Genomic DNA, 26363 nt, shown 5'->3' on the forward strand with positions numbered 1-26363 from the left:
ATATTACTGCTCTTCTTCGTTATCGCTAAAAAGCGGCAGATAAAGTGTAAAAGTTGTACCTTTTTCCGGTTCGCTTTCCACTTCGATTTTGCCCGCATGATATTCAATCAATTGCTTCACGATGGAAAGGCCGATACCCGATTCGCCGAAAGCTGTGCTTGTACGTGACATGTCGGCTTTATAGAAGCGATCCCAGATTTGTTCGAGCTCGCCCGTATTCATGCCGATGCCGTTATCTTTGATGGCAATAATCGTTTCTTTGTAATCCGTTCGACCGCTGATTTCAATCTGTCCATTCTTGGTAAACTGGATACTATTTTTCACAATATTGATCAAAACCTGCGTCAGTCGGTCGTAATCGGCAAATACCTCTAAATTGGCTGGTGCCGTCACGATAATTTGATTGCCTTTTTCTTCTGCCAAATAGTCGAGCTGCTCCTTAATGACTTCCAGAAAGGCCTTCGCTTGGAAACGCGTCTTATAAAGCTGGATTTTATTCGACCGGATGCGTTCATAATCAAGGTTTTCATTGACCAGTTTTGCCAGCCTTTTCGCTTCCGTATCAATCAACGCAATACAGCGATCCGTTTCGCTTTTCGGGATGATGTCATTGACGAGCCCTTCTGTCAGGCCGCTGATCGTTGTAAGCGGAGTTCGCATTTCATGAGAGACGTCGGCAATAAACTGCCTGCGTCTTTTTTCCTGTCGTTTGATTTCTGCTTGCGATTCGCTGAGAGTTTCCGTCATATGGTTGAAATCATGCGCCAATTCACCAATTTCGTCAAATTGATTGGCTTTGAGACGGGTATCATAATTACCGCGAATCACTTCCCGTGTGGCTTTTTTCATCTTATTGATTCGATTGACTTGAATGCGTGAGAAAATCAAGCTGAGAACGAGTGCCATAGCAATTGAGAGCAGGATCGTATAGAACATGTATTGGTTGATCGTGCCGACCACTTGTTCAGTTCCGCTAATAGGAGCATTTAACACGATGGACCCCGTATATTCCTGATTCATATTGAGAATAGGCACATAGACGACGGACATCACTTGATTAAACCGATTATCTTCTTTATTGACCACCACTTTGCCATTTTCCAGCTGTTTCAGATCACTATCTGAAATGGTGAAGTCTGGTGGAAGCGGGCGGTCATTGTTGGGATAAACGACCGTGTTATCTTGATCCAAAATCGAGAAATGAATTTTTTTCACTTCTAAAATCCGTTGATAGGAGTTCAACACCTGATTGGTTTGATCGCCAGGTGAGTGTTCCAAATCACGCGAAATCGTCACTCCATAAGCCGTCAGATCATTCACCATGGAATCAAATAGATAATCTTTCAAAAAATGACTGACAAGCAGACCAATCATCAAACAGGCCATGAGGACAATGATAAATTGTGTAAAGAAAAATTGATAGCTTAGTTTAAATTTCACTCGACTCATTCCGTTTCATCAAATTTATACCCGACACCCCAGACGGTATGGAGAAATGGATGTTCCGGCGTGGCGATTTTTTGGCGCAGGCGCTTGATGTGCACATCGACCGTCCGCTCATCACCGTAAAATTGGTAGCCCCAAACCTGCTCTAACAACTGTTCCCGAGAAAATACTTGGCGCGGATGCTCCATTAAAAAGTATAATAAATCAAATTCTTTAGGTGTCAAGGCATCGAGCAGCGTCCCTTGATAAAAGATTTCCCGTGTTGTTTTGCTGATTTTAAAGAATTGCGTTTCAAGGACTTCATCATTTCCAGCGGTCGCTTGTTTGCTTGTTGTGTTTTTGCGCCGCGCCACCGCTTTGATGCGTGCCATCAATGTCAGCGGACTAAATGGTTTCGTCACATAATCATCTGCCCCCATTTCGAGCCCCAATACCTGATCAGATTCTGATTCTTTGGCTGTTAGAATGATGATTGGTACGTCGCTCGTTTCGCGAATTTTATGGCAAATCGTCATGCCGTCCATACTTGGCAGCATCAAATCGATGATGATCATATCAAAGTCATCTTTTAAAAATGTTTCATAACCTTCTTTTCCATCATGAATAAAGGTTGCATCCATTTTTTCTTTCATAAAGAACATATTAATCATGGTACAAACACTTTCGTTGTCTTCTATCATTAGTAGTTTCATTCTGGTTCAACTCCTTCATATATTAAAAGTAGCCCAAAAAAGACCGCCGCGCAAGTACAATCAATTTTTTTCGGAAAAGTTTAAAGAACCGCTCATACTTTGTTCATATTTTCGTCATATCCGCAAGATAAGCTAGATTTACAAGTTGAAAGCATGAATGGAGGAAAACAGATGAATTTTATGAAAAGGGCGCTTTTAAGTATGAAAGCGAGAAAAGGACGTACGATTTTACAATTAATTATTTTTACCGTTGTTTCTGTCTTGATTTTATCCGGCTTTACGATTCAGTCGGCTGCTAATAAATCTGCTGAACTAGCACGACAAGAACTAGGCGGCACAGTGACACTTTCTGTAGACAGGGAAAAACAAATGCAACAGCAGCAGGAAGAGGCGAGCTCCTCATCTGATTCAGATGATTCCAGCACCTCAAAAGAACCACCAAAATTTGAAAGTTCACCAATCGACATCTCCAGTGCAGATGATCTGGCTGATCTCGACCATGTGAAAAGTTATAATTACTATTCTTCCACACAGGCACTAGCCGATAGCTTCGATCCAATCGAGTCTTCCGGTGACAGCTCTTCCTCGGATTCTTCGTCCAGCAGTAATGGCGAGGGGATGCAAATGCCGGATGGCGGCGGTCAAATGACCAATGCCGATCTTACCATCAGCGGATTGTTAGACTCTGCAACAAGCACGGACTTTGACGGCGGCACAAGCGAGCTAGTTGAAGGAAAAGCAATTACGTCCGACAATGCAGATGACAATGTTGTCTTGATTGAACAAACACTGGCAGAAGAAAATGATTTGTCCGTTGGTGACAAGATTACCATCAAATCCAGCGATGAATCTACAAGTGTCGAACTGAAAATTATCGGCATCTATGAAACAAATAGTTCTGGCGATGACATGGCTGCAAACTTCTCATTCCTAAATCCATACAATGAACTTTATGTACCGGTCGCAGTTGCCAATACACTAAAAGGTGATGACTATACTGACACAGTGGATTCTGCGGTTTATACCATGGATGATGCTGCCAATATCGATGCTTTTGAAAAAGAAGCGAAGAAAGTATCTTCCGTTGACTGGGATACATTCAAACTAGATGCCAACGATACACTTTATCAACAAATGGTTGGGCCGATTGAAAATGTCGCGTCATTCTCTCAAAATGTCGTGTATATTGTGAGTATTGCCGGAGCGCTTATTCTCGCACTTCTCGTCATGATGCAAGTTCGGGAACGCAAATATGAAATGGGCGTGCTGCTTGCCATTGGTGAAAAACGCAGCAAACTGATCGCGCAGTTCTTTACAGAAATTCTGGTGGTTGCGCTCATCTCCTTCGTATTAGCAGGATTCAGCAGTCACTTTGTCGCTCAAGTTGCCGGCAATCAACTGCTCGCACAACAAACCGAAAGCACACAAACGACAACGACTACGCAGCAGGCTGGCGGTCCGGGAGGTAGCACTCAAGGTGGCCCAGGCGGAAGCGGCGGTCCTGGCGGGGATACAAGCGGTTTTTCAAGCTTGACGAGCAATCAGGAAGAAGTAAAAGAACTGGATATCCAAGTAACGCTTGAAGATATGCTGAAAATGGGCGGCATTGGTATCGGAATTGCCTTTATCGCAGTCGCACTTCCAGCCGCAACGATCTTGCGTATGAATCCAAAAACGATTTTGACTAAACAGGAGTAGGTGAACAGGATGGCAAAAATTTTAGAATTTGAAAATATTCATTACTGGTATAAATCTAAAGACGAACCAATCTTAAACAACATTAATTATACATTTGAAACAGGCTACTTTTACACAGTAGTTGGAAGCTCCGGTTCAGGGAAGACGACATTTCTTTCCCTGACTGGGGGGCTCGATAATCAAAAAGAAGGCGACATTTATTTTAAAGGAAAGTCGCTTCGTGAAATCGGTTTGCAAAACTACCGAAACCAATGCGTATCGATCGTTTTCCAAAGCTATAACCTGCTTCCTTATATGACAGCCCTTCAAAATGTGACAACAGCGATGGAAATCACGAAGAATAAGAAGACGGATAATAAAGCTTATGCCCTTGAAATGTTGAAGAAAGTAGGCATTGATGAAAAAATGGCCAAGCAAAAAGTCCTGACACTTAGTGGTGGACAGCAACAGCGGGTATCAATTGCGCGGGCACTTTGCTGTGAGACTGATTTAATCGTGGCGGATGAACCAACAGGCAACCTTGACGAACGTACAAGTAAAGAAGTGGTCAACTTGATCAAGGATTTGGCGCATAAGGAAGATAAATGTGTCATCATGGTCACACACGATCCGGAAATCGCTAGCGTCTCAGATATCAAGTTGACTCTTAAAAATGGCAACTTTATTTCAAAGGAAAAAGCGAAAATCTATAGTTGACATTTCCTGTCTGCTTCCATATAATTTAACTATCCGTAAATAAGAATGATTTACGCGGAAATATGGTCTTGCTAGACACTTCACGAGAGAGTTCTCCCATTTGGCTGGAAGGAGAATGTTGATTGCTTGCAAGATTGCTCTTTCGCACTTGTTAAATCCGTTTATCTGCGTTAAAGATTTTAAGAGGTAATGATAAGTCCTATGTCATTGCAATCAGGGTGGTACCGCGATTATTCGTCCCTGAAAGCACTGACGTAGGGCTTTTTTGTATCCAATAAGGAGGAAAAGGAAATGAAACAATTATCGAGCAGTGATGTCAGACAGATGTTTTTAGACTTTTTTAAAGAAAAAGGCCATTCAATCGAACCTAGTGCGCCGCTTGTACCGAACAACGATCCAACATTACTCTGGATCAACAGCGGCGTAGCCACAATGAAGAAATATTTCGATGGTTCGGTGATCCCGGAAAATCCGCGGATGGCGAATGCGCAAAAATCAATCCGTACGAACGATATTGAAAATGTTGGGAAGACCGCTCGTCACCATACTTTCTTTGAGATGCTGGGCAACTTTTCGATCGGTGATTATTTTAAAGAAGGGGCGATCGAATGGGCATGGGAATTCCTAACCAGCCCTAAATGGATTGGCTTTGATCCTGACAAACTATACGTAACCGTCTATCCGGAAGATGAAGAAGCGAAACAAATTTGGCGCGAGAAAGTCGGCCTAAGCGAAGAGCATATTGTTGAAATTGAAGATAATTTCTGGGATATCGGTGTGGGTCCAAGTGGTCCGGATAGCGAAATCTTTTATGATCGTGGACCTGCTTTTGGTGATGATGCCAATGATCCCGAGCTTTATCCGGGCGGCGAAAATGAGCGCTACTTAGAGATTTGGAATCTGGTGTTCTCGCAGTTTAATCACAATCCTGATGGCACCTATACACCGCTACCAAAACAAAATATTGATACCGGGATGGGACTTGAACGGATGGTGTCGATCATCCAGGATGCACCGACCAATTTTGAAACAGATCTTTTCATGCCGATCATCCGTGAAACGGAACAAGTTTCAGGCGAAAAATACGGCGTATCAGCAGAAAAGGATGTCGCTTTCAAAGTGATTGCCGACCATATCCGAACAGTTGCATTTGCCATTGGGGATGGGGCACTTCCTTCCAACGAGGGGCGCGGCTATGTGCTTCGCCGTTTGCTACGTCGTGCTGTACGTTACGCAAAAATTTTGGGCATTGATGAACCTTTTATGTATAAACTGGTCCCTGTTGTAGGAAAAATTATGAACAGTTTCTATCCAGAAGTTGAAAAGCAAACGGACTTTATTCAAAAAGTAATTCGTAACGAAGAAGAACGCTTCCATGAAACATTAAATGAAGGCCTAGCAATTTTGGAAGAAATTTTGAAAGATGCAAAAGCAAGTGGTGTCGTACAAGGAAAAGACATCTTCAAACTGTATGATACTTACGGCTTCCCAGTTGAGCTGACCGAAGAATATGCACTCGATCATGCGCTGGAAGTGGACCATGCCGGCTTTGAAGCGGAAATGGAAAAACAACGCGACCGGGCGAGAAAAGCACGTGCGGATGTTAAATCGATGAATGTGCAGGGCGATCTATTAGGCGATCTGACGGAGCCGAGTGTTTTTGTCGGCTATGAAACGATGCATGCGGCTTCTGAAATCCTTTACCTAATCCAAAATGATCAACTGGTCGAAGAGGTACGTGCCGGAGAAGAAGCACAAGCCATTTTCAAAGAAACGCCATTTTATGCAGAAAGCGGCGGACAAGTGGCCGATCACGGCACCGTTCAATCAGAAACAGGTCTGGCATTTGTCGAAGATGTCCAAAAAGCGCCGAATAAACAAAATCTGCACCGCATCAAAGTGACAGAAGGCGTTCTCAAGCTTTCCGATACTGTAAAATTGACCGTTGATCGGACAAAACGCTTATCCACGGTTAAAAATCATACAGCCACACATTTGCTGCACCGCGCTTTGAAAGACACACTGGGCGAGCATGTCAATCAGGCGGGATCCCTTGTTGCCCCTGACCGGCTACGTTTTGACTTCTCCCATTTTGGCCAAATTACCAAAGAAGAGCTAGCTCAAATGGAAGAAATCGTAAACCAAAAAATCTGGGCGGAACTAGCAGTTGACATCAACGAAATGCCAATCGATGAAGCGAAAGCACTTGGCGCAATGGCATTATTTGGCGAAAAATACGGCGACATTGTTCGCGTAGTCAAAGTGGGCGATTACAGTATCGAGCTTTGCGGCGGCGTGCATGTGAAGAACACGGCTGAAATCGGTCTCTTCAAGATTCAATCAGAAGGCGGAATCGGAGCAGGCACACGTCGAATTGAAGCGCTGACTGGCGAAGCTGCCTACCGGTTTATGAACGAACAGCAGGCACTACTGCAAGAAACGGGCGATCTTTTGAAAGTGAAGCAGACAAAAGAAACACCTGCAAAAGTAGAAAGTCTACAACAGGAATTGAAAGAGCTAAAACGTGAAAATGAATCGTTAGAAGCAAAACTGGCAAGTGCAGCAAGTGAAGATATTTTTAAAGATCCTGAAACGGTAAACGGTCTGCCAGTGATTGCCAAGAAAATCACAGCCAAAGATATGAACCAACTGCGTAAATTTGCCGATACATGGAAAGCGAAGCAAATTGGCGGCATTCTCGTCCTCGGTGCTCCTCAAGGCGAGAAAGTCAACTTGCTGGCAGCAGTTTCTGATGAAGCGCAAGCACAAGGCTATCATGCTGGGAAAATCGTCAAAGAAGTTGCAATGCGTTGTGGCGGAAATGGCGGCGGTAAGCCAGATATGGCACAAGCTGGCGGCAAAAATCCTGCTGAGCTGGGTTCTGCTTTAAAAGCTGTACCAGAAATCATTCAAACCCTAAGCTAATACGTCTTGTCGGCCTGGCCAAATGACTGCAGGCCGATAGGATTTGTGAAAGAAAAATTCCTTTGCCCGATTCCTTTGTAAAAACATCGCGGTTAGTGTAAAATAGGTGAAGAGGTTCGTTAACGAGGAGAAGGAATGAGGTGTTAGCACATGGGTTCAAAAGATCAAACAATGTTTTATAACTTTGGTGACGATTCCATTGAAGAAGATGTTAAGGTCTTAATGAAAAAGGTTTATGAGGCACTGCAGGAGAAAGGATATAATCCAGTCAACCAGATTGTCGGCTATCTGCTTTCAGGTGACCCAGCTTATATTCCACGCCACAATGATGCGCGTAATTTGATTCGCCGTCTGGAACGCGATGAAATCATTGAAGAATTGGTACGTGCCTACTTAAAAAACAACGAAATTGGTGACAAATGAGAATAATGGGTTTAGATGTGGGCTCGAGGACGGTCGGTGTAGCCATCAGTGATGAACTGGGCTGGACGGCACAGGGAATCGAGACCATTCAAATAAACGAGGATGCGAAACAGTTTGGTTATAATCGTGTGACAGAGCTTGTTAAGATGTACGATGTGACAAAAATCGTCGTCGGCTTGCCTAAGAACATGAATAACACACTAGGTCCGCGTGCTGAAAGCTCCAAAAAATATGCGGAAATTCTTGTAAAACGCTTGGAACTCCCTGTTGTGCTTTGGGATGAGAGACTTACAACCGCAGCGGCCGAGCGCACCCTGCTTGAAGCGGATGTCAGCCGCAAAAAACGGAAGCAAGTCATTGATAAACTTGCAGCTGTGATGATTTTACAGTCCTACTTGGACGCCAATAAATAAACGAGGTGATACGGATGACAGAAAAACACGAACACCAGCATGATCATGGTGAACATAAAGAAAATATTATTTTGATTCAAAACGAAAACGGCGTAGAAGAAGAGTTCGAGATTTTATTCGACTTTGATTCAGAAGCTTTCGAGAAATCCTACGTTCTTTACTTCCCAGCGGGGGCTTCAGAGGACGAAGAAATCGAAATCATGGCATCTTCTTATATCCAAGATGAAGAAGGTAAACAAGGCCGCCTTGAACCAGTTGAAACAGATGAAGAATGGGACATGATTGAAGAAATCCTCGCGACATTCTTAGCTGAAGAAGACGAAGAATAAGTGGAAAACTGTTGATGGCAAAAGCTGTCAGCAGTTTTTTTGTATGCAGGAGGAGAAAACGTGATTTTATTTGAAAATGATTATGCAGAAGGTGCAGCACCAGAAATCATCGTCCGATTAGCTACTACCAATTTGGAACAAACGCCTGGTTACGGATTGGACCCGTATTCAAAAAGCGCGGCAGAAAAAATCCGACAAGCGACGCATGCCGGGCAGGCAGATGTACACTTTCTAGTCGGCGGCACACAAACCAACCGAACCGTAATCAGCGCCATGCTGCGGCCATTCCAAGGTGTCGTTGCGGCGGAAACGGCCCATATCGCCACCCATGAGACTGGCGCAATTGAAGCAAGCGGTCATAAAGTATTGACGTTACCCACGCGTGATGGCAAAATTACCGCATCAGCAATTGACAAATTGGTTCATGCACACCAACTGGATGTAGCACGCGAGCACACCGTTCAACCGAAAATGGTGTACATATCGCAGCCGACAGAAACAGGCCTGCTATACACGAAACAAGAGCTAATGGATATTCAGGCCGTCTGTCAAAAATTTGATCTGCTGTTTTATTTGGATGGAGCCCGACTGGGTTATGGGCTTGCTGCACCGGAAAATGATGTCAGCCTACCTGATATCGCGGCCTTAACAGATGCGTTTTATTTTGGCGGGACGAAAGTCGGTGCCCTATTTGGCGAGGCGCTCATCATCACAAACCCCGCTTGTCAAAATGATTTTCGCTATGCGATTAAGCAAAATGGTGCCATGCTGGCGAAAGGGCGACTGCTAGGTCTACAATTTGATACGCTATTTGATCAGACGCTCTATCTAACCATCTGCGGTCATGCTGTTCGTGAAGCGCTACGCATCAAGCAGGCCTTTGCCGAACAGGGAATCCGTTTTCATTATGATTCACCGACCAATCAGCAGTTCCCCATTTTAACAAGTCAAGAGATCAGTCAACTGCAAGCATCTTTTGGCTTTACCTATTGGGAAAAGCTGTCTGATGACCGTCATGCCGTCCGCTTTTGCACGAGCTGGGCGACAAAACGGGAAAATGTCGATCGGTTGATTGAAGCGACTAGACATTTACGCCCATAAAAAAAGCTCCTCCCTCTTGCAGTATCTGAATTCATTCACTGCAAGGAGAAGGGGCTTTATTATTTAGATGATTCATCCGGCTTGGATGTTTCTTTCCGGGCCTTCTTATTCCAAATTTTATAGGCCAGCCAAATGACGAAGACAACACATAGGGCTAAAATAGCATAGCTGATGGGACGTGTATATTCTTCTACAATTCCCCAATTGGCACCAAGTGTGTATCCCAGCCATGCGAGGAAGATATTCCAAGGGATACAGCCAAGGATGGTATAAATGATGAATTTTGGCAGGTTCATTTTGGCAATCCCAGCTGGAAGTGAGATGAAGGTCCGAATAACCGGCAGGACGCGGCCGAAGAACACAGCAGATGCGCCGTAACGATTGAACCATAATTCTGCCTTATCCAAATGCTTGACATTCAGGAAGATATATTTGCCAAATTTTAAAACGAGCGTGCGCCCGCCTTTTTTTCCGATGTAATAAGCAAGTAGGGAACCAACGAGATTCCCGGCAATCCCGGCAATGATGACCATCCAAAAATTCAACACGCCCGATTCAGCCATGAAGCCGCCAAACAACATGATGACTTCACTAGGCAAGGGGATGCAGACACTTTCGATGAGCATTGCGAGAAAGATGCCCCAGCTTCCCATCGTGTCGATCAGAAACATGACAAAATCCTGCAAGCTTTGAATGATAGAATGCAGCATAAAAAAACTCCTTTGATAGAAAATAAGATCTAAGTCAAAAATACTTTACCATTATAGCATAGTTCAGAGAATCACGTATACGATTACCTTGTATGAACGCGTTTACTTAAAAAAATAGCCGTATTCACTGGAAAAACGCAGAATATTTGCTATAATTAAGAAGATTAAGTATAGAAAGAAGGCTAAATCTTCATGCAAAAATTTATTGTAACGGTTCACATGATCAGCGGTAATACGTATCAAAAAACAGTCGAAAGTGACGGGCAAAAAAAGGCGATTTCAGATGCACTCGTTCCAACGGGAGAAGGCACCTTTTTGTTTGATGATGACAAAGGACGTTCCGTTCGTCTCTATAAACGCAATATTGAATCCGTAGAGTCTGTCGAAGCCTAAAAAGAGAAAATTCTGAACACGTTCTTCATGAGGTGTTCAGAATTTTTTTGCTTATGCTGAGAAGAATTTTATTCAAAACATGGCATTTCTCTGCAAATATCGGTATAATAAACGAAGAAATTCTTTAAAAGTTATAGAAGTGAGGGTTTTTATGAAGAAGAAAGGCAAGATGATAACACTCATTATAGCGGCAGTTGTGCTGGTTCTTGTCGTATTAACATTTTCCGGCTATTTTTATGTCAAAAGTCAACTAGATGCAAAAGATCCTTCCAGCAAGGAGAAAATCATTGTAGACATTCCAAGCGGATCGAATATCACCAAAATCGGTCAAATTTTGGAAGATGATGGTGTTGTGAGTCATGGCAAAATTTTCTCATTTTATGTCAAATACTCGGGGGATACCAATCTGCAGGCCGGCAAATATGAACTGAGCCCCTCCATGGACACACAAAAAATCGTGGATACCTTGCAAAAAGGCAAAACAGTCGCACCGGATAAATTAGTGATTCCGGAAGGCTATACACTGGATCAGATTGCCGATAAAATTGTGGAATATAATCCAAAACTAAAGAAAAAAGAAGTTTTAAGCGTGATGGATGATCCGGATTTTGTGAATCAAATGATTGCTAAATATCCAGATACTGTCACAAAAGATGTTTTGAATGATCAAATTAAGCATCCGCTTGAAGGGTATCTTTATCCAGCGACCTATACATTCAAAGAATCGAATCCGTCAGCTGAGGAAATCATTGAAGAAATGATTAAAGCGACTGATTTAAATCTGGCTCCTTATCGTGACGAAATGAAAAAACAAAATAAATCGGTTCATGAAGTGCTGACCATGTCTTCACTGATTGAAAAAGAGGCAACGGAGAACGTTGATCGCAAAAAAATTGCCAGTGTCTTTTATAATCGATTGGCACAAGATATGCCGCTTCAAACAGATCCGACCGTTTTATATGCACTTGGTGAACATAAATCGCGTGTGACATATAAAGACTTGGAAGTAGATTCACCTTATAATACGTATCAAAATAAAGGCTTACCGCCAGGCCCTATTTCCAATAGCGGAACCAGTTCGATCGAGGCAGCCTTGTATCCGGAACAAACAGATTATCTGTATTTCTTAGCGGATCCTGATACTGGAAAAGTGTATTTTTCCAAAACCCTTGACGAACATAATGAACTCAAAGAAAAATACATCACAAATAAAAAATCTTCGTAACGAACTGTGCGCTGCAAACGAAGGCTACAGCTAAACGAATTTTGAAGAGGGATAAGAAGTGAAAGAGCGAATACATGATTATTTACTTGCGCAGGTACCGCCGCGCAGTCCATTTTTTACCGAGCTAGAATCAGTTGCTAAGCGCGATCAGGTGCCGATAATGGAGCCTGATTCGCTTGCTGTAATGTTGCAGGTGATGGCGATTGCCAAAACAAAACGGATTTTGGAAATCGGGTCAGCCATCGGTTATTCAGCCTTACGAATGTGTGAGGCACTGCCGGATGCTACCATCGTGACCATTGAGCGAGATGAGGCGCGCTTCCTGGCAGCACAGGCCAATATCGCGCGCTACGGAGCAGATGACCGTGTGGAAATCCTATTGGGGGATGCACTGCTCGATGCGGAGAAATTATGTCAAAAAGGTCCGTTCGATGCGATCTTTATTGATGCAGCCAAAGGGCAGTACGAAAAATTCTTTCAATTATTTGCGCCCGTGTTGACAGATGGTGGTATCATCTATACGGATAACGTTTTGTTTAAAGGTTTGGCGCTGGAAGAATCCGAGGAAGTACAGAAAAAAGCCCGAATCGCTCGGAAAATGCGGGAATTTAATGTGTTTTTAAATCAACAATCTGCCTATACGACCGTGACGATCCCGCTTGGTGATGGTTTGGCAATAACAAGACGAAAACAGTTTGGAGTGGCTGAGCATGAATAAAAAGCCTGTAGTTGTCGGAGTAACAGGTGGTTCCGGCTCAGGTAAAACCAGTGTTTGTAAGAAAATTTTTGATCATTTTGATGGGCATTCGATTTTAATGATCGAGCAGGATTACTATTATAAAGATCAATCGCATCTATCTTTTGAAGAGCGGCTCCAAACCAACTATGATCATCCGCTTGCTTTTGATACAGATCTTCTGATTGAACATGTTAAAGAGCTGCTGCAATACCGGGCAATTGATAAACCGGTTTATGATTATAAAGAGCATACCCGCTCCAGCGAGATCGTCCATCAGGAACCAAGAGATGTGATCATTTTAGAAGGCATTCTGATACTGGAAGATCCGCGGCTGCGCGACTTGATGGATATCAAAGTGTATGTAGACACAGATGATGACATCCGAATTATTCGCCGCTTGTTGCGTGACTTAAAGGAGCGTGGACGGTCGCTTGACTCTGTAATTGATCAGTATTTGACTGTTGTCAAGCCCATGCATCAGGAATTTATCGAACCGACGAAAAAATATGCCGATATTATTATTCCAGAAGGTGGTCAAAATCATGTGGCGATTGATTTAATGACGACAAAAATCGCTGCTGTCTTGCAGAAGAATCTGTGAATAGGGCTCATTAGACTTGTCAAATCAAGGAATTTACGGTAAAATCTTCCTAGTAAATATCGTTATTTACTTGCTTACATTCAAAAAATTCAGGCAAATAAATAGTCGAAAAAGGTACGGAGAGCTGCTCCGTGCTTTTCTATACAAAGATGAGAGTAAAAGGAGAGAATCAACTTGGCTACAGAAAAAGTATTTCCAATGACCTTAGATGGTAAATTAAAATTAGAACAAGAACTACACGAATTAAAAACAGTCAAACGGAAAGAAGTTGTTGAGAGAATCAAGATTGCCCGTGGTTTTGGCGACCTGTCCGAAAACTCGGAGTATGATTCGGCAAAAGATGAACAAGCCTTTGTCGAAGGCCGCATCACAACCATTGAAAATATGATTCGCAATGCGCAGATCATTGATAATGAAGAAACGGATAATGATACGGTGACATTGGGTAAAACGGTTACTTTTACCGAACAGCCTGATGGGGATGAAGAAGCTTACACTATCGTGGGTAGTGCAGAAGCAGATCCATTTGAAGGTCGTATCTCTAATGATTCTCCAATCGCAAAAGGATTGCTTGGTCATACAATTGGGGAAGTAGTGACAATCCAAACACCCGGCGGGGACATGGAAGTAAAAATTGTTAAAATCGAAGCATAATTTAAAAAGGGCAGCGTTGCTTTTTCGTCTGCCCTTTCTTTTTGTAAGGTGGTGAAGCAAGATGGCTAGACAGAAAAAAACCGAACATAGCAGGCGCGTTGAACAAAATAACATTGAAGCAACGCGAGCCAAACAAAACTCACAGCGGAAGCGAACGAATTTAATTTTAAATATCTTGATTATCGTTGTATCGCTCTTAATTGTTGCTTCGCTTTATGTGGTATTTATTGCAACGGATCCAGGTCCAGATCAAAATGACACGCAAACGGCATCTTCTACGCAAAAAAAAGAGGATGCCGCTAAAAGCGATCAATCGGCAAAAGAGGATAAGGAGCAAGCAACGGAAAAAGATTCAGCGACCACTGAAGAGCAGGAGAGCAGTGACCCCAATGTCTCAAAAGTTATTTCAAAAGACTGGAAGGCAGTGGGAACCAAGCAATCCGGCGATCATGTCAACTCTTATGAAATGAACAGTACAGATTGGAACGAAAAAATCCAAGCCTTTTCAGAGGCGACAGATATTTCAGCGGACGATATGACCATCTGGTATGTAGGCCGCGGCGCCGATCCTGCCACACAGTCAGTCGGAACTGTCTCAGCTAAAAGCACGCCGGATCAGGCTTACCGCGTCTATATTACTTGGCGCGACGGTGAGGGCTGGCAACCAACAAAAGTAGAAGTATTGAAATCAAATGATAAACGTTAAAGCGCGAGACTTGCATATCAAAAAGGCTCGCGTTTTTATGATGGAGGATGAAAAAGGATGAAAGTTGCGATTATTGGAGCCATGGCAGAAGAAGTGGCGATTTTAAAGGAAGCGATGGGAGACTATGCGGAAACTTCAATCGCAGGGGCTAAATTCTATACGGGGACACTTAGCGGGAAAGAGGTTATTTTGCTTGAGTCAGGAATTGGCAAAGTGAATGCAGCCTTAGGAACGACCTTGCTTTGTGATCATTTTAAACCAGATGTACTGATCAATACAGGAAGTGCTGGCGGCATTGGTGAGGAGCTTCAAATCGGTGACGTCATCATTTCTGACCGCTTGGCCTATGGGGACGTCGATGCGACGGTTTTCGGCTATGCATATGGGCAGGTTCCACAAATGCCAGCAGTTTATCAAGGGGATACGGCACTGGCTGAAAAAGCTGCCGCCATTTATCGCGCCAAACTGGCAGAGACCGCCAATCATGTAGCGTTTGGCCTTGTGATCACCAATGATTCTTTTGTTTCAACAGAGGCGCAGCGGGAACAGATCAAAACCTTTTTCCCAGAAGTGAAGGCCGTTGAAATGGAAGGGACTGCGATTGCACAAGTGGCCCATCAATTTGAAATCCCATTCGTGATGATTCGGGCGCTATCGGATGTTGCCGATAAAGAAGCAGCAGGAGATTTCGATACATTTTTACAGAAAGCCTCCGAAATGTCCTCTGCCTGCATTCTCGCGCTTCTAGCAGAAATCTAAAAAGAACAGAAGATCCGACAACGAGTTTCGCCGGATCTTCTGTTCTTTTATTTTTTAGATAAGCTCTTCTGTTAATTGTAAAAATTCATCTACGTCAGCTGCAGCCAGTTTGACGGCATCTTCCCAGAAAGTCGGTTTGGTTAAGTCAACATGAAGATGTTTTTGCGCCAGTTCTTCCGTTGACATGGCACCGGTATCCTTCAGAAGGGCAATATAGTCGTCTTCATAGCTTTTGCCCGCTTCAAGTGCTTTATGGTAAATTCCAAGCGAGAAGAGGTACCCGAACGTATAAGGGAAATTGTAGAACGGTACATCGGCAATATAAAAATGCAGCTTAGAAGCCCAGAATTGCGGATGGTACTCATCAAGAGCATCCAGATAAGCCTCGCGCTGTGCTTCTTCCATCAGTCGATTCAGGCTGTCTACAGAAAGCAGACCATTCTTGCGTTCTTGGTAAAAACGCGTTTCAAATAAGAAACGAGCATGAATGTTCATAAAGAAGGCGATACTGCGACCAATTTTATCTTCCAAAAGGGTAATTTTTTCCTCTTTTGAGGTGGCGGCTTTTACGGAAGCATCTGCAATAATCATTTCCGCAAATGTCGAAGCCGTTTCAGCCACGTTCATCGCATAATCCGTATTTTCATAAGGCTCATTGCGGATAACATGTGAATGGAAAGCATGACCAAGCTCGTGTGCCAGCGTGGCAACCGTTCCCGGAGCCCCGTCATACGTCATAAAAATCCGACTTTCTTTCACAAGTGGGAAATCTGTACAAAAACCACCTGGCCGCTTATTATCACGGTTTTCGGCTTCAATCCACCGTTTTTCAAAAGCATGTTTAGCGAAGCGAGCCATTTTTGGACTAAATTTCTCAAACTGTTCCAGAATAAAGGCGGCCCCTTCGTCATAGCTATATTTTTTCGGCTGTTCAGTCAAGACGAGTGGCGCTTCCACATCATAGAAACTCAATTTTTTGAGCCCCAGCAGTTGCGCTTTTCTCTCTAGGAATGTCACGAATGTCGCTTTATGCTCTTCAATGACTTTCCACATCGTATCCAGCGTCTTTTTGTCGAGCCGGTTTAAGGAAAGCGGTTCTTTTAAGAAATCTTCCTCACCACGAATATCGTAGGTTTTTAGACGGAAGCCTGCCAAGTGGTTAAGTGTGTCAGCAAATAAGCGACCGTTCGACTGCCAGGCCTCTGTATAAGCGCGGAAAACTTCCTGGCGAACCTGATGATCGGGATCATTCAGCATATTGAGCGCCTGTCCAGCAGAAAGGGTCTGCTTTTGCCCGTCTAATTCAATCTCGATCCGAAGCTTGCCAACAATCGTATCATAGTGATCCGACCAGCCGCGATAACCATCAACGGATAGTGCATTAATGACCGCTTCCTGTTCCTTGGATCCTTTTTGTTTCCGATTTTCGCGCGCTTCATTTAAAACATAAGCGATCTGGGAAAGGCCGCTTTGTTGAAGCAATTCAGACCAAATTTGGTCATCTGTTTCTGCAAATTTTTCGTACCAGTCATCGAGTGCTGTTGCATGTTCCGCAGCATAACTGTAGACAAGGCCACTAAGCTCGACTGCTCGCTCATCATTAACATCAGCAGAAGCCAGACATTCTAAAAAAGAGCCAGCATTCATCAGCCCTTTTGAAATTTCCGCATTTTGGTTGATGAGCAAAAGGAATTCCACGCTGTCCTCCGTACTTTCAGGCACGGCCCAATCTTCCACATTTTGGACAAAGCTCTGAATATCCTGTTTTAAATTATGTAAAGACTCCTGCAGTTCTGGCGATGTGCTGCCGCCTTGATAAATAGCATCTAAATCCCAGACCTGTGCATAGCTTTTTGTCATCTGATTTCCTCCTTTTTCTTCAAACGAAATGTTCTTTTTCATTATAGCATTGATTGAAAATATTTGGAAAACAAGCGGATATCTGCCGCCTGACAAAATTTTTTTGTAAAAATAGAAGAAAGATGATAAAATTTTATAGATTATCTGTTTGTTTCGCGTTATGATAAGGAACAAGTAGAATTTTTTAGACTTTTGAATTGAGGTGCGAAGAATTGTTCGAGCAATTTTCACCAGATAAGATGCTCCAGACACCATTTGGGATTACGGCAGAGCATCTGCGTAAATTAGGAAAAACGACTGTACTGACAGATTTAGACAACACCCTCATCGCGTGGGATCAACTGGATGCAACGGATGAGATCATCAACTGGTTTACGCTATTAGAAGAAGAAGGCATCAAGGTGATGATTCTTTCCAATAATTCCGAGGAACGTGTGGCGCGTGTTGCCAAAGTCACGAATATTCCCTATCTAGCCAAAGCCAGAAAGCCGCTTGCTAAAAATTTTCACAAGGCATTGGAACGGCTGGATTCGACTCCAGAGGAAACCGTGATGATCGGTGACCAGATTATGACAGATATTTTCGGAGGGAATCGGCAGAAACTGATGACGATTTTTGTTCGACCGGTAAAAGAAACGGATGGACTTGCGACGAAATTTAATCGAATGATGGAACGAATCATTTTAAAACAATTGAGCAAGAAAAAGAGTATGAAGTGGGAGGAATCGCTTTGACGGAAGAATTACGATGTATCGGCTGCGGGGCCGTTATTCAAACAGAAGACAAATCAAAACCCGGTTATGCGCCACAATCATCGCTGAAAAATGAGCAGGTCATCTGCATGCGTTGTTTTCGCTTAAAACATTATAATGAAATTCAGGATGTACCGCTAACAGATGACGATTTTTTAGAAATCTTGAATCAACTGGGCACCAAACAGGCACTCATTGTCTATGTGGTGGATATTTTTGACTTTGACGGCAGCTGGCTTCCCGGACTTAACCGCTTTGTCGGCAATAATCCAGTCCTTTTGGTGGGCAATAAAGAAGACTTGCTACCTAAATCAGTCAAACGAGAGCGCATGGCCAGATGGATGCGAACGCGTGCGAAAGAACTTGGCTTGCGGGCACAAGATGTCGCCTTAGTCAGTGCGGAAAAAGGACGCGGATTTGACGAACTGCTTGAAAAAATTGAGGAGCTCCGGGAAGGGCAGGATGTCTATGTGGTCGGCTGTACCAATGTTGGTAAGTCAACCTTGATCAACCGGATCATCAAGCGGGCAACTGGCGAAAGCAATGTGATCACCACTTCACAGTTTCCTGGGACAACACTTGACCGGATTGAAATTCCACTTGAAGGCGGCAGCACGCTTGTTGACACGCCAGGAATTATCAATCATCATCAAATGGCCCATTTCATTGATACCAAAACGCTCAAACTGATTTCTCCCAAAAAAGAAATCAAACCGATCACTTTTCAATTGAATGCCGAACAGACGCTATTTTTCGGGGCGCTGGCACGAATCGATTTTGTTGAGGGGCCGAGACAGCCGTTTGTGGTCTATATGTCGAATCAGTTGGAACCGCACCGCACGAAGCTTGAAAAGGCCGATCAGCTGTATGCTACGCAAAAAGGCCATGTGCTGACACCGCCGGCAGCTGAAAACATTGAAACCTTGCCAGAACTTGTGCCATATACGTTTTCCGTCCGTGAGAAAGCGGATATCGTCTTTTCAGGTCTCGGCTGGGTCTCGCTTCCAAATGGATCCGCTAAAGTCACGGCCTGGGTACCAAAAGGCGTGAGCGTGTCGATTCGGCAAGCACTCATTTAAAATAATAGTGGAGGGGAAAATATGAAACAATACGCCGTAATTGGAAATCCGATTCGTCACTCGTTGTCACCTGCCATGCATAACCGCGCCATCGAAGCATTAGGAATAGATGCCCACTATCGCCGGGTTTACGTCGACGAAGCGCAATTTGACGCAGAAATCGAAGCACTAAAAGCAACGGGTGTATCTGGTTTTAATATTACGACGCCCTTCAAAGAACGCATTATACCGCATTTAGATGAAATTCATGGGCTGGCTAAAGAATGTCGAGCAGTCAATACCGCCGTTTTAAAAGATGGCAAGTGGCACGGCTATAATACAGACGGTCAAGGCTATCTCGAGGGTTTAGAAGAAATCAGGCCGCTCGATAAGTCAGACCGAATTTTAATGATCGGCGCGGGAGGTGCCAGTAAAGGCATCTATCTGACCATCAAGCAGCAGGTTGGTTGTCCGATCGATCTGACTAACCGGACACTAGCCCGAGCAGAAGAAATGCTGAGCTTTCCAGAAGACCAGGCCATTTCTTTACAGGAAGCGGAAAGGCAGCTAGCCGAGTATGATATCATCATCCAAACCACGTCCATCGGGCTGCCGAATTCCAGTCAGGATGTACCACTTTCGCTTGCGAATTTGGCAGCAGGGACGATCGTTTCGGATATTATCTATAATCCTTATGAAACAACTTTTTTAAAACAAGCCAAGCAAAAAGGCGCTATCACACAGAACGGTCTCCCCATGTTTGTCGGGCAAGGAGCACTTGCTTTTACCCATTGGACAAATATCGAGCCGGACCGCCATTTAATGAAAGAGGCTGTGCTTGAGGCGCTTGATTTGAAGTAGGAGGACACGAATGTTAACAGGAAAACAAAAGCGTTATCTGAGAAAAGAGGCGCATCATTTACAACCTATTTTTCAAGTAGGGAAAGGCGGCATTACGCCAAATATGGTCAAGCAGATTCAGGCGGCGTTAGAAGCGCGCGAGCTGATTAAAGTTTCGATTTTGCAAAATGTGGAGGAATCGCATCAGGAAGTAGCGGAAACCCTTAGCGCCCGTACAGGGGCAGAACTCGTACAGCTGATTGGTCGAACAATTATTTTATACAAGGAATCAAAAAATAAAAAAGAGATTGAACTCCCTTGATGAGAGGCGAATAAAATGAAAAAAAAGATCGGGATTCTGGGTGGCACGTTTGATCCGCCGCACTTGACGCACCTATCGATTGTAGAGGCCGTTCAAAAGAAGCTTCATTTGGATCAGGTTATTTTCTTGCCCAACGCGATTCCACCGCACAAAGAAGCAAGCGGACTTGTAAGTGATGCCGATCGTCTGCAAATGCTACAGCTTTCAACGGCTGATAAACCTTCCTTTACGATCGACCAGCGAGAGCTTCTGAGACAAGGGAAAAGCTACACATATGAGACCATGAAAGAAATGACCAGTGAGCATCCAGAAATCGATTATTATTTTATTATCGGCGGGGATATGGTTGAATATCTGCCAAAGTGGTATCAGATCGATCAGCTGCTCAAACTCGTTCATTTTGTCGGTGTTAATCGCCCAAACTATCCGCTTTCAACGCCTTATCCAATTATCTGGGTCGAAGTATCGGAATCGGATCTTTCTTCAACCGCCATTCGTGAGCGGCTGCAGCAAGGTCAGCCTATCGATACACTCGTTCCAAAATCAGTAGCAGCCTATATAAAGGAGCATCAACTTTATGAAACGAACTGAAATTCTCCAAAAAGTAAAGCTAGCTATGCCGGAAAAACGGTATATCCATACGCTCGGTGTTGAAAAGCAGGCGATTCGTTTGGCAGAGCATTATGGAGAAAATGTCGAGAAGGCAAGTCTGGCGGCTCTACTTCATGATTATGCCAAATATACAGACACCAAAACGCAGAAAGACATTATCGTCCAGGAAAAAATGGATCCGAGATTACTTTCCTATCATCCGTCTTTATGGCATGCACCAGTGGGCAGTTTTTTTGCAAAAACGGAATTTGATGTAGAAGACCCGGATATTTTAGAAGCAATTCGTGTCCATACCACCGGAAAAATTGGAATGAACACGCTGGATAAAATCCTCTATTTAGCCGACTATACAGAAGAAAATCGTGACTTTCCAGGTGTGGAAAAAGCGCGAGAATTAGTCTTTCAGTCGCTTGATCAGGCCATGCTTTACGCGCTGGGCAGAACGATTATCTTTCTTGCAAGTAAAAACAGCCCCATTTTCCCTGATACATTTGAGGCGTATAATGATTTTTCAAGTAAAACAATTAAAGGAGATGTCAATTAATTTGATGAATAGTCACGAAACTTTAATGCTCGTTGCAAAAGCAGCGGACGACAAACGCGCAGAGGATATTTTAGCGCTTAATATGAAAGAAATCTCAAGTTTTGCCGATTACGTGGTGATTTGTCACGGGAATTCGGATAAACAAGTACAAGCCATTGCGCGGGAAATTAAGGAAAAAGCACAAGAAAATGATATTCCTGTTAACCGCTTGGAAGGCTTTGATGCGGCGAAATGGGTATTAATTGATCTAGAAGACGTCATCGTGCACGTATTCCACCGTGACGAACGCAGTTATTATAATTTGGAGAAACTTTGGGGAGATGCGCCGCTTGAAGATGTCAGCACGGCGTTTACACCCTTATAAGAAAGCGAACCGGTGGGGAAGCCCATCGGTTTTTTAGGAGGCAGACGAACTTTGAGTTATGAATATTTTCCTTCTTTTTATGATGAATTGATGGAAGAGGAGCTCTATGAAGAATGGCTGGCATTTACCCTATCTCTGCTAAAAAAATCAACGGGTAAAATGTTGGATTTGGGCTGTGGCACAGGGGAATTTTTACTACGAATGACGCTTTCCGGTTTTGAGACGACAGGGATCGATCTTTCAAAAGAAATGATCCAAGTGGCAGAACGAAAATTTCGGCAAATTGATCTTGAAATCCCATTATATGAACAAAATATGGCTTCATTCCAACTGTCGGAAAAGTTTGATCTCATTACCTGCTTTTGTGATTCACTCAATTATTTAGAAGAAACAGAAGATGTCGAGCATACTTTTCAGCGGGCTTATAGCCATTTAGCTACTGGTGGGCAATTCCTTTTTGACGTGCATTCCGTTTATAAAATCGATACACTTTTTCATGAATATCAATACACAGATGCTGATCCGGCGATTTCAACAATCTGGCAAAGCTATAAAGGAGAGGCACCTCATTCAGTCGAGCATGAGCTGAGCTTTTTTGTGCAGGATGATGATGGCCGCTACACGCGAAAAGATGAGCTGCATAAAGAACGAACCTACCCAGTGGAGGCCTATCTAGCCATGCTGAATCAAGCTGGTTTTTCAAAGATTCAAGTCTATGCAGATTTTGAAAAAGTAGCCCCAGTGTCAACGAGTGAACGGATTTTCTTTGTGTGCGAAAAATAAATTTTTATGAAGTAAACAATCTTTTTCAAGCTTATAAATAAGGATAAAATCAAAAAAGAAGCAGATTAGGTAATTTTGTGATCTGCTTCTTTTTTTGTGCGAAAAGGAAATCGGCCCAGTATGGCGAATATAATAAATAAAAGGATAGGTGGTCTCAGATGTTCGAAAAAATAAAACCTCATTGGAAATACGGTCTTGCAGCTCTTGCCGTGCTTTTACTTGTAATTGGCTATACGCTCATGACTAAACAGGAAGAACTAAGCCAACCCGCTGCCTCTGCAAGTTCAATCGAGACAGCAGAGGAGACGAATAAAACGGTTGAAGCGGACAAAAAGAATACTGAAACACCTTCACGCTACTACATTGATGTGAAAGGTGCTGTCCAAAAGCCAGGCGTCTATCAAGTGCCAAAGGATGGGCGTATTCAGGATGTCATCCAAATGGCAGGCGGATTTTCCGAGGAAGCGGATGTCACGGCTATCAATCTAGCCGCTAAGCTCCAAGATGAAATGCTGTTAATTGTGCCCAAAATAGGTGAAGTGTCCGCATCGACTCCTAGTGCGGGTGTCACCCAGCAGGCAGAAACAGACTCAGACAAAGTCGATTTGAACAGCGCAACAGCAGCAGACCTGCAAGAGGTTCCCGGAATTGGTGAAGCCAAAGCCACAGCAATCATTACTTATCGCGAAGAAGAAGGGCTCTTTCAATCCGTTGATGATTTGACAAACGTTAGTGGGATAGGTGAAAAGACGGTGGAAAAATTGGCCGAGTACGTTTTTGTGAGCGAGTATTGACGTTTTCCAATAAGAAGCACTATACTTAAGGAAAAACGCATAAAGGAGTTTTTACTTTGCAACGAATCGAATGGGATCAATTTTTCATGGCGCAAAGCCATTTAATTTCAACGCGCAGTACATGTACACGATTGATGGTAGGAGCAACGATTGTTCGGGATAAGCGAATCATTGCAGGCGGATATAACGGTTCCATCGCAGGTGGGGACCACTGTGCAGAACATGGCTGTCTGGTAGTAGAAGGACATTGCATTCGGACCATTCATGCGGAGATGAACGCGATTTTGCAATGTGCCAAGTTTGGTGCCTCTACAGATCAGGCAGAACTATATGTGACACATTTCCCTTGTGTTGCCTGCTGCAAATCAATCATTCAGGCAGGTATTAAAACCGTCTATTATGCGAAAGACTACAAAAATCATCCTTATGCAATCGAGCTTTTCGAGCAAGCCGGCGTACTGGTGAAAAAAGTGCCTTTTGAGCATGAAATTCTAAATCTAGAAGGTATAAATGGCCAAGATCGAACATTGGAAGCGATAAAAGAGGCAATTCGAGAAGAAACACTTTCGCCAGAGATTTCTGCGCGTCTTCTTCAGAACATCGAGAACAAGCTATCCTAGAAAGAGGTTCTTTATCGAACAAAAACTTTTTCTAGCTACGGTCTTCCTTTTTAGCGGGGCCGTACTCTATGACTATCATCCTTTTTTGCTGCTTGTGTGCATCGCCATGATAGGTGGAGGCTTTCTTTTAAACCACCATAAGAAAAGCTGGCTGCTGATTCTCTGTGCCCTTTTGATTGGATCAGGATATAAAATGATCGATCAGTTTTTACATATGACACAGGTGGCAGCCGGGGACTTTGATAGGGAAGTCATTATTGCCAAAAAGCAACAAGTAGATGGGGATCGTTATAAGGCCATTGTGACAGCGAATGGGGAATCATTTGCTCTTGGCTATACCATCCAAACGGAACAAGAGCAGAGGGCTTTTAAAGAGCTTCAATATGGGGACGTTCTTCATGTCAAAGGCGCACTGACGAAACCAGAGAATAATCGGAATCCTGATCAATTCAATTATCGTACTTATCTGGAAAGGCAGAGAATCTTCTGGGAACTTGAAGCAACGCAAATAACTAAGACGAATCAACATGCGACAAAGCTTAGCTATCTGTTTCAAAATACACGGCAAACGATATTAAACCAATTAGAACAGGGCTTTTCTAAACGGACATCCAGTTACATGCAGGCGCTTTTACTGGGGGATAAGACGGGGCTCTCGCAAGAAGTCTACCAAGAATATCAGCAATTAGGCGTGGTGCATCTTTTAGCGATTTCAGGGCTTCATATCAATTTGTTTAGCGGGCTTGTTTACTTTATATTCATTCGATTGGGCATAACACGAGAACGGGCTGCTTTTATTTTATGTCTATTTTTACCACTGTATGCAGTCCTAGCCGGGGCTAATCCGCCTGTTTTACGAGCAGCCATCATGGGCATGCTGACATTTATGGGCGTGATGTGGTCAAAAAAATGGTCCGGCCTGATTTGTCTGTGCATAGCTGGGCTGCTATTTTTCTTCTGGCGACCGAATGTCCTTTATGAAGCAGGCTTTCAACTCTCGTTCGCCGTTTCCTTTGCGATCATTCTTTCTAGTCGAATCTGGCTGGGGCGTTATCAACATTTTTTCACTAAGAGCTTGGCGATATCCTTTGTTTCAACTTTCGCAGCAGCACCGATTATGATGTTCCATTTTTATGAATTTTCAATGATAGGCCTGCTTTTTAATCTGTTTTACGTTCCTTTATTTTCTGTGCTCATTTTACCGTTATGTCTGATAAATATGCTTGTTTGGCCACTTCAGCCGCTACATTTCTTATGCGCCAGCATACTAGATCAATTGCTCATTTGGACCGAAAAGTTGACAAGTTTTTTCAGTCACTTCCCTCTGCAAACCATTGTGACCGGTCGCCCTGATTTTTGGCAAATGCTGCTTTTCTTAGGGATAACATGGCTTATTTTCTACATGTTTGAAAAGCGGCGTTCTGTTAAGCTCTTGCTGGTCGTCTACTTGCTGCTTCTTGTTGCTGTACGAATGCCACTACATGGACAAATTCTTTTTATCGATGTGGGTCAAGGCGATAGCATTTTGATACGATTACCACTAGGCCAAGGTGATTATTTAATCGATACGGGCGGTCAAGTAGTTTTTGAAAAAGAGGCATGGGCCAAGCGAAAAGATCCCTTTACGATTGGGAAAGATGTGCTAGTGCCAACACTTAAAGCAGCTGGAATTAGTAAACTGGACAAGATTTTTTTGACACATAGTGATGCAGATCATATTGGTGCGTATCAAGACTTGATCAAAGAAATAGATATCGACACATTGTATAAAACGAGTGGTTCAGAAAATAAAACGTTGATGGCGGAAGCTTTGGCTGCAAATCCAACAATCAAAGTCGTGAACGTGGTGCAAGGGATGGAGTTTGAAGCAGCGGGACAATATTTCCAAATTCTAGCACCGAAAAGTGAGGGCGGAAATGGTGGCAATGATGATTCTATTGTGATTTCTGCCATATTGGATCAAAAACGGTGGCTTTTTACAGGCGACTTGGAAGCGGCAGGCGAACAGGCCTTGCTTGAACAGGGAATTATTCAAGATACTGACATATTAAAAGTAGGCCATCACGGGAGTAAAACTTCAACTACAAGTACTTGGTTAAAAGTAGCAGATCCTGAAGTGGCTGTTATTTCATGCGGCTTAGAAAACCGCTTTGGCCACCCACATCAGGAAACGCTGCAGGCCCTAGAAAAAAATAATACGATCATTTATCGGACAGATGAGCAGGGAGCTATCCAGTATCAGTTTGGCAAAGGGTTCATCACGACTTTAGTTCCGTGACTTGCATTCGGAAAAAATTTCGATTA

At 43.4% G+C, this 26363-nt stretch carries 29 protein-coding genes; 25 read left to right on the forward strand and 4 right to left on the reverse strand.

Translation table 11 applies throughout. The features are described from left to right. Nucleotides 1-3: 3 nt before the first annotated feature. Both pieS and pieR read right to left on the reverse strand, forming a co-directional pair. Nucleotides 4-1449, reverse strand: a complete 1446-nt coding sequence (gene pieS / locus CS921_RS00900) for a two component system sensor histidine kinase PieS (RefSeq protein WP_099221112.1) — start codon at nucleotides 1447-1449, stop codon at nucleotides 4-6. Further along, complete coding sequence (gene pieR / locus CS921_RS00905; RefSeq protein ID WP_099221114.1) at nucleotides 1446-2138, reverse strand: two component system response regulator PieR; 693 nt, start codon at nucleotides 2136-2138, stop codon at nucleotides 1446-1448. The genes pieS and pieR overlap by 4 nt, the downstream gene beginning before the upstream one ends. Nucleotides 2139-2309: 171 nt before the next feature. Between pieR and CS921_RS00910 the strand changes: the two genes are divergently transcribed. The 7 genes from CS921_RS00910 to CS921_RS00940 all read left to right on the forward strand — a co-directional run bounded on the left by CS921_RS00910 (nucleotide 2310) and on the right by CS921_RS00940 (nucleotide 9723). Further along, a complete protein-coding gene (locus CS921_RS00910) occupies nucleotides 2310-3836 on the forward strand; it encodes an ABC transporter permease (RefSeq protein ID WP_099221116.1) in 1527 nt (508 codons plus the stop codon). Nucleotides 3837-3845: 9 nt separating this feature from the next. Next, nucleotides 3846-4532, forward strand: a complete 687-nt coding sequence (locus CS921_RS00915; protein WP_099221118.1) for an ABC transporter ATP-binding protein — start codon at nucleotides 3846-3848, stop codon at nucleotides 4530-4532. 291 nt (nucleotides 4533-4823) lie between these two features. After that, nucleotides 4824-7457 carry an alanine--tRNA ligase gene (gene alaS / locus CS921_RS00920; protein WP_099221120.1) on the forward strand — a complete coding sequence of 878 codons (2634 nt, stop codon included), beginning with the start codon at nucleotides 4824-4826 and terminating at the stop codon, nucleotides 7455-7457. A 150-nt stretch (nucleotides 7458-7607) separates the two neighbouring features. Further along, entirely contained in the window at nucleotides 7608-7880 is a 273-nt protein-coding gene (locus CS921_RS00925; protein ID WP_099221122.1) for an IreB family regulatory phosphoprotein, read from the forward strand. Next, complete coding sequence (gene ruvX / locus CS921_RS00930) at nucleotides 7877-8293, forward strand: Holliday junction resolvase RuvX (protein ID WP_099221124.1); 417 nt, start codon at nucleotides 7877-7879, stop codon at nucleotides 8291-8293. Before CS921_RS00925 ends, ruvX begins: the two co-directional genes overlap by 4 nt. A gap of 14 nt (nucleotides 8294-8307) precedes the next feature. Continuing rightward, nucleotides 8308-8622 carry a DUF1292 domain-containing protein gene (locus CS921_RS00935; RefSeq protein ID WP_099221126.1) on the forward strand — a complete coding sequence of 105 codons (315 nt, stop codon included), beginning with the start codon at nucleotides 8308-8310 and terminating at the stop codon, nucleotides 8620-8622. Nucleotides 8623-8682: 60 nt separating this feature from the next. Beyond that, entirely contained in the window at nucleotides 8683-9723 is a 1041-nt protein-coding gene (locus CS921_RS00940) for a threonine aldolase family protein (RefSeq protein ID WP_099221128.1), read from the forward strand. 59 nt (nucleotides 9724-9782) lie between these two features. Here CS921_RS00940 and CS921_RS00945 read toward each other — a convergent pair whose 3' ends face one another. Continuing rightward, complete coding sequence (locus CS921_RS00945) at nucleotides 9783-10433, reverse strand: DedA family protein (RefSeq protein ID WP_099221130.1); 651 nt, start codon at nucleotides 10431-10433, stop codon at nucleotides 9783-9785. Between the two features lie 192 nt (nucleotides 10434-10625). Between CS921_RS00945 and CS921_RS00950 the strand changes: the two genes are divergently transcribed. The 7 genes from CS921_RS00950 (at nucleotide 10626) to CS921_RS00980 (ending at nucleotide 15510) form a co-directional block, all read left to right on the forward strand. Then, nucleotides 10626-10826 carry a hypothetical protein gene (locus CS921_RS00950; protein WP_099221132.1) on the forward strand — a complete coding sequence of 67 codons (201 nt, stop codon included), beginning with the start codon at nucleotides 10626-10628 and terminating at the stop codon, nucleotides 10824-10826. A gap of 151 nt (nucleotides 10827-10977) precedes the next feature. Then, the gene (gene mltG / locus CS921_RS00955; RefSeq protein WP_099221134.1) at nucleotides 10978-12051 is read left to right on the forward strand and encodes an endolytic transglycosylase MltG; all 1074 of its coding nucleotides are present in this window, start codon (nucleotides 10978-10980) and stop codon (nucleotides 12049-12051) included. A 58-nt stretch (nucleotides 12052-12109) separates the two neighbouring features. After that, nucleotides 12110-12769, forward strand: coding sequence for an O-methyltransferase (locus tag CS921_RS00960; RefSeq protein WP_099221136.1), 660 nt, complete (start codon nucleotides 12110-12112; stop codon nucleotides 12767-12769). Then, a complete protein-coding gene (gene udk, locus CS921_RS00965) occupies nucleotides 12762-13391 on the forward strand; it encodes a uridine kinase (RefSeq protein ID WP_099221138.1) in 630 nt (209 codons plus the stop codon). The genes CS921_RS00960 and udk overlap by 8 nt, the downstream gene beginning before the upstream one ends. A 174-nt stretch (nucleotides 13392-13565) precedes the next feature. Continuing rightward, complete coding sequence (gene greA, locus CS921_RS00970; protein WP_099221140.1) at nucleotides 13566-14045, forward strand: transcription elongation factor GreA; 480 nt, start codon at nucleotides 13566-13568, stop codon at nucleotides 14043-14045. A 61-nt stretch (nucleotides 14046-14106) separates the two neighbouring features. Beyond that, nucleotides 14107-14751 (forward strand): YrrS family protein, encoded by a 645-nt coding sequence (locus CS921_RS00975; RefSeq protein ID WP_099221142.1) that lies wholly within the window; start codon nucleotides 14107-14109, stop codon nucleotides 14749-14751. Between the two features lie 57 nt (nucleotides 14752-14808). Continuing rightward, a complete protein-coding gene (locus CS921_RS00980) occupies nucleotides 14809-15510 on the forward strand; it encodes a 5'-methylthioadenosine/adenosylhomocysteine nucleosidase (protein WP_099221144.1) in 702 nt (233 codons plus the stop codon). Between the two features lie 54 nt (nucleotides 15511-15564). On the opposite strand, the gene CS921_RS00985 is transcribed toward CS921_RS00980, so the two are convergent. Beyond that, nucleotides 15565-17370: a M3 family oligoendopeptidase gene (locus tag CS921_RS00985; RefSeq protein WP_099221498.1), complete on the reverse strand. Its 1806-nt coding sequence runs from the start codon at nucleotides 17368-17370 to the stop codon at nucleotides 15565-15567. Between the two features lie 212 nt (nucleotides 17371-17582). On the opposite strand from CS921_RS00985, the gene CS921_RS00990 reads away from it, so the two are divergent. The 11 genes from CS921_RS00990 (at nucleotide 17583) to CS921_RS01040 (ending at nucleotide 26337) form a co-directional block, all read left to right on the forward strand. Next, entirely contained in the window at nucleotides 17583-18104 is a 522-nt protein-coding gene (locus tag CS921_RS00990) for a YqeG family HAD IIIA-type phosphatase (RefSeq protein ID WP_099221146.1), read from the forward strand. Beyond that, on the forward strand, nucleotides 18101-19201 hold the full coding sequence (gene yqeH, locus CS921_RS00995) for a ribosome biogenesis GTPase YqeH (RefSeq protein WP_099221148.1): 1101 nt from the start codon (nucleotides 18101-18103) through the stop codon (nucleotides 19199-19201). The genes CS921_RS00990 and yqeH overlap by 4 nt, the downstream gene beginning before the upstream one ends. Before the next feature lie 21 nt (nucleotides 19202-19222). After that, nucleotides 19223-20041: a shikimate dehydrogenase gene (aroE, locus tag CS921_RS01000; RefSeq protein ID WP_099221150.1), complete on the forward strand. Its 819-nt coding sequence runs from the start codon at nucleotides 19223-19225 to the stop codon at nucleotides 20039-20041. A 10-nt stretch (nucleotides 20042-20051) separates the two neighbouring features. Further along, nucleotides 20052-20342: a ribosome assembly RNA-binding protein YhbY gene (gene yhbY, locus CS921_RS01005; RefSeq protein ID WP_099221152.1), complete on the forward strand. Its 291-nt coding sequence runs from the start codon at nucleotides 20052-20054 to the stop codon at nucleotides 20340-20342. 15 nt (nucleotides 20343-20357) lie between these two features. Further along, entirely contained in the window at nucleotides 20358-20933 is a 576-nt protein-coding gene (locus CS921_RS01010; RefSeq protein ID WP_099221154.1) for a nicotinate-nucleotide adenylyltransferase, read from the forward strand. Next, a complete protein-coding gene (yqeK, locus tag CS921_RS01015; RefSeq protein WP_099221156.1) occupies nucleotides 20920-21498 on the forward strand; it encodes a bis(5'-nucleosyl)-tetraphosphatase (symmetrical) YqeK in 579 nt (192 codons plus the stop codon). The genes CS921_RS01010 and yqeK overlap by 14 nt, the downstream gene beginning before the upstream one ends. A 4-nt stretch (nucleotides 21499-21502) precedes the next feature. Beyond that, entirely contained in the window at nucleotides 21503-21862 is a 360-nt protein-coding gene (gene rsfS / locus CS921_RS01020; RefSeq protein ID WP_099221499.1) for a ribosome silencing factor, read from the forward strand. 51 nt (nucleotides 21863-21913) lie between these two features. Next, entirely contained in the window at nucleotides 21914-22645 is a 732-nt protein-coding gene (locus CS921_RS01025; protein WP_099221158.1) for a class I SAM-dependent DNA methyltransferase, read from the forward strand. A gap of 158 nt (nucleotides 22646-22803) precedes the next feature. Then, nucleotides 22804-23439, forward strand: a complete 636-nt coding sequence (locus tag CS921_RS01030; RefSeq protein WP_099221160.1) for a helix-hairpin-helix domain-containing protein — start codon at nucleotides 22804-22806, stop codon at nucleotides 23437-23439. Nucleotides 23440-23495: 56 nt separating this feature from the next. Continuing rightward, nucleotides 23496-24059 (forward strand): ComE operon protein 2, encoded by a 564-nt coding sequence (locus CS921_RS01035; protein WP_099221162.1) that lies wholly within the window; start codon nucleotides 23496-23498, stop codon nucleotides 24057-24059. 85 nt (nucleotides 24060-24144) lie between these two features. Next, nucleotides 24145-26337, forward strand: a complete 2193-nt coding sequence (locus CS921_RS01040) for a DNA internalization-related competence protein ComEC/Rec2 (RefSeq protein ID WP_476738457.1) — start codon at nucleotides 24145-24147, stop codon at nucleotides 26335-26337. Nucleotides 26338-26363 lie beyond the last annotated feature (26 nt).

The sequence above is a fragment of the Listeria costaricensis genome, from assembly GCF_900183385.1.
GTDB classification, from domain to species: Bacteria; Bacillota; Bacilli; order Lactobacillales; family Listeriaceae; genus Listeria; species Listeria costaricensis.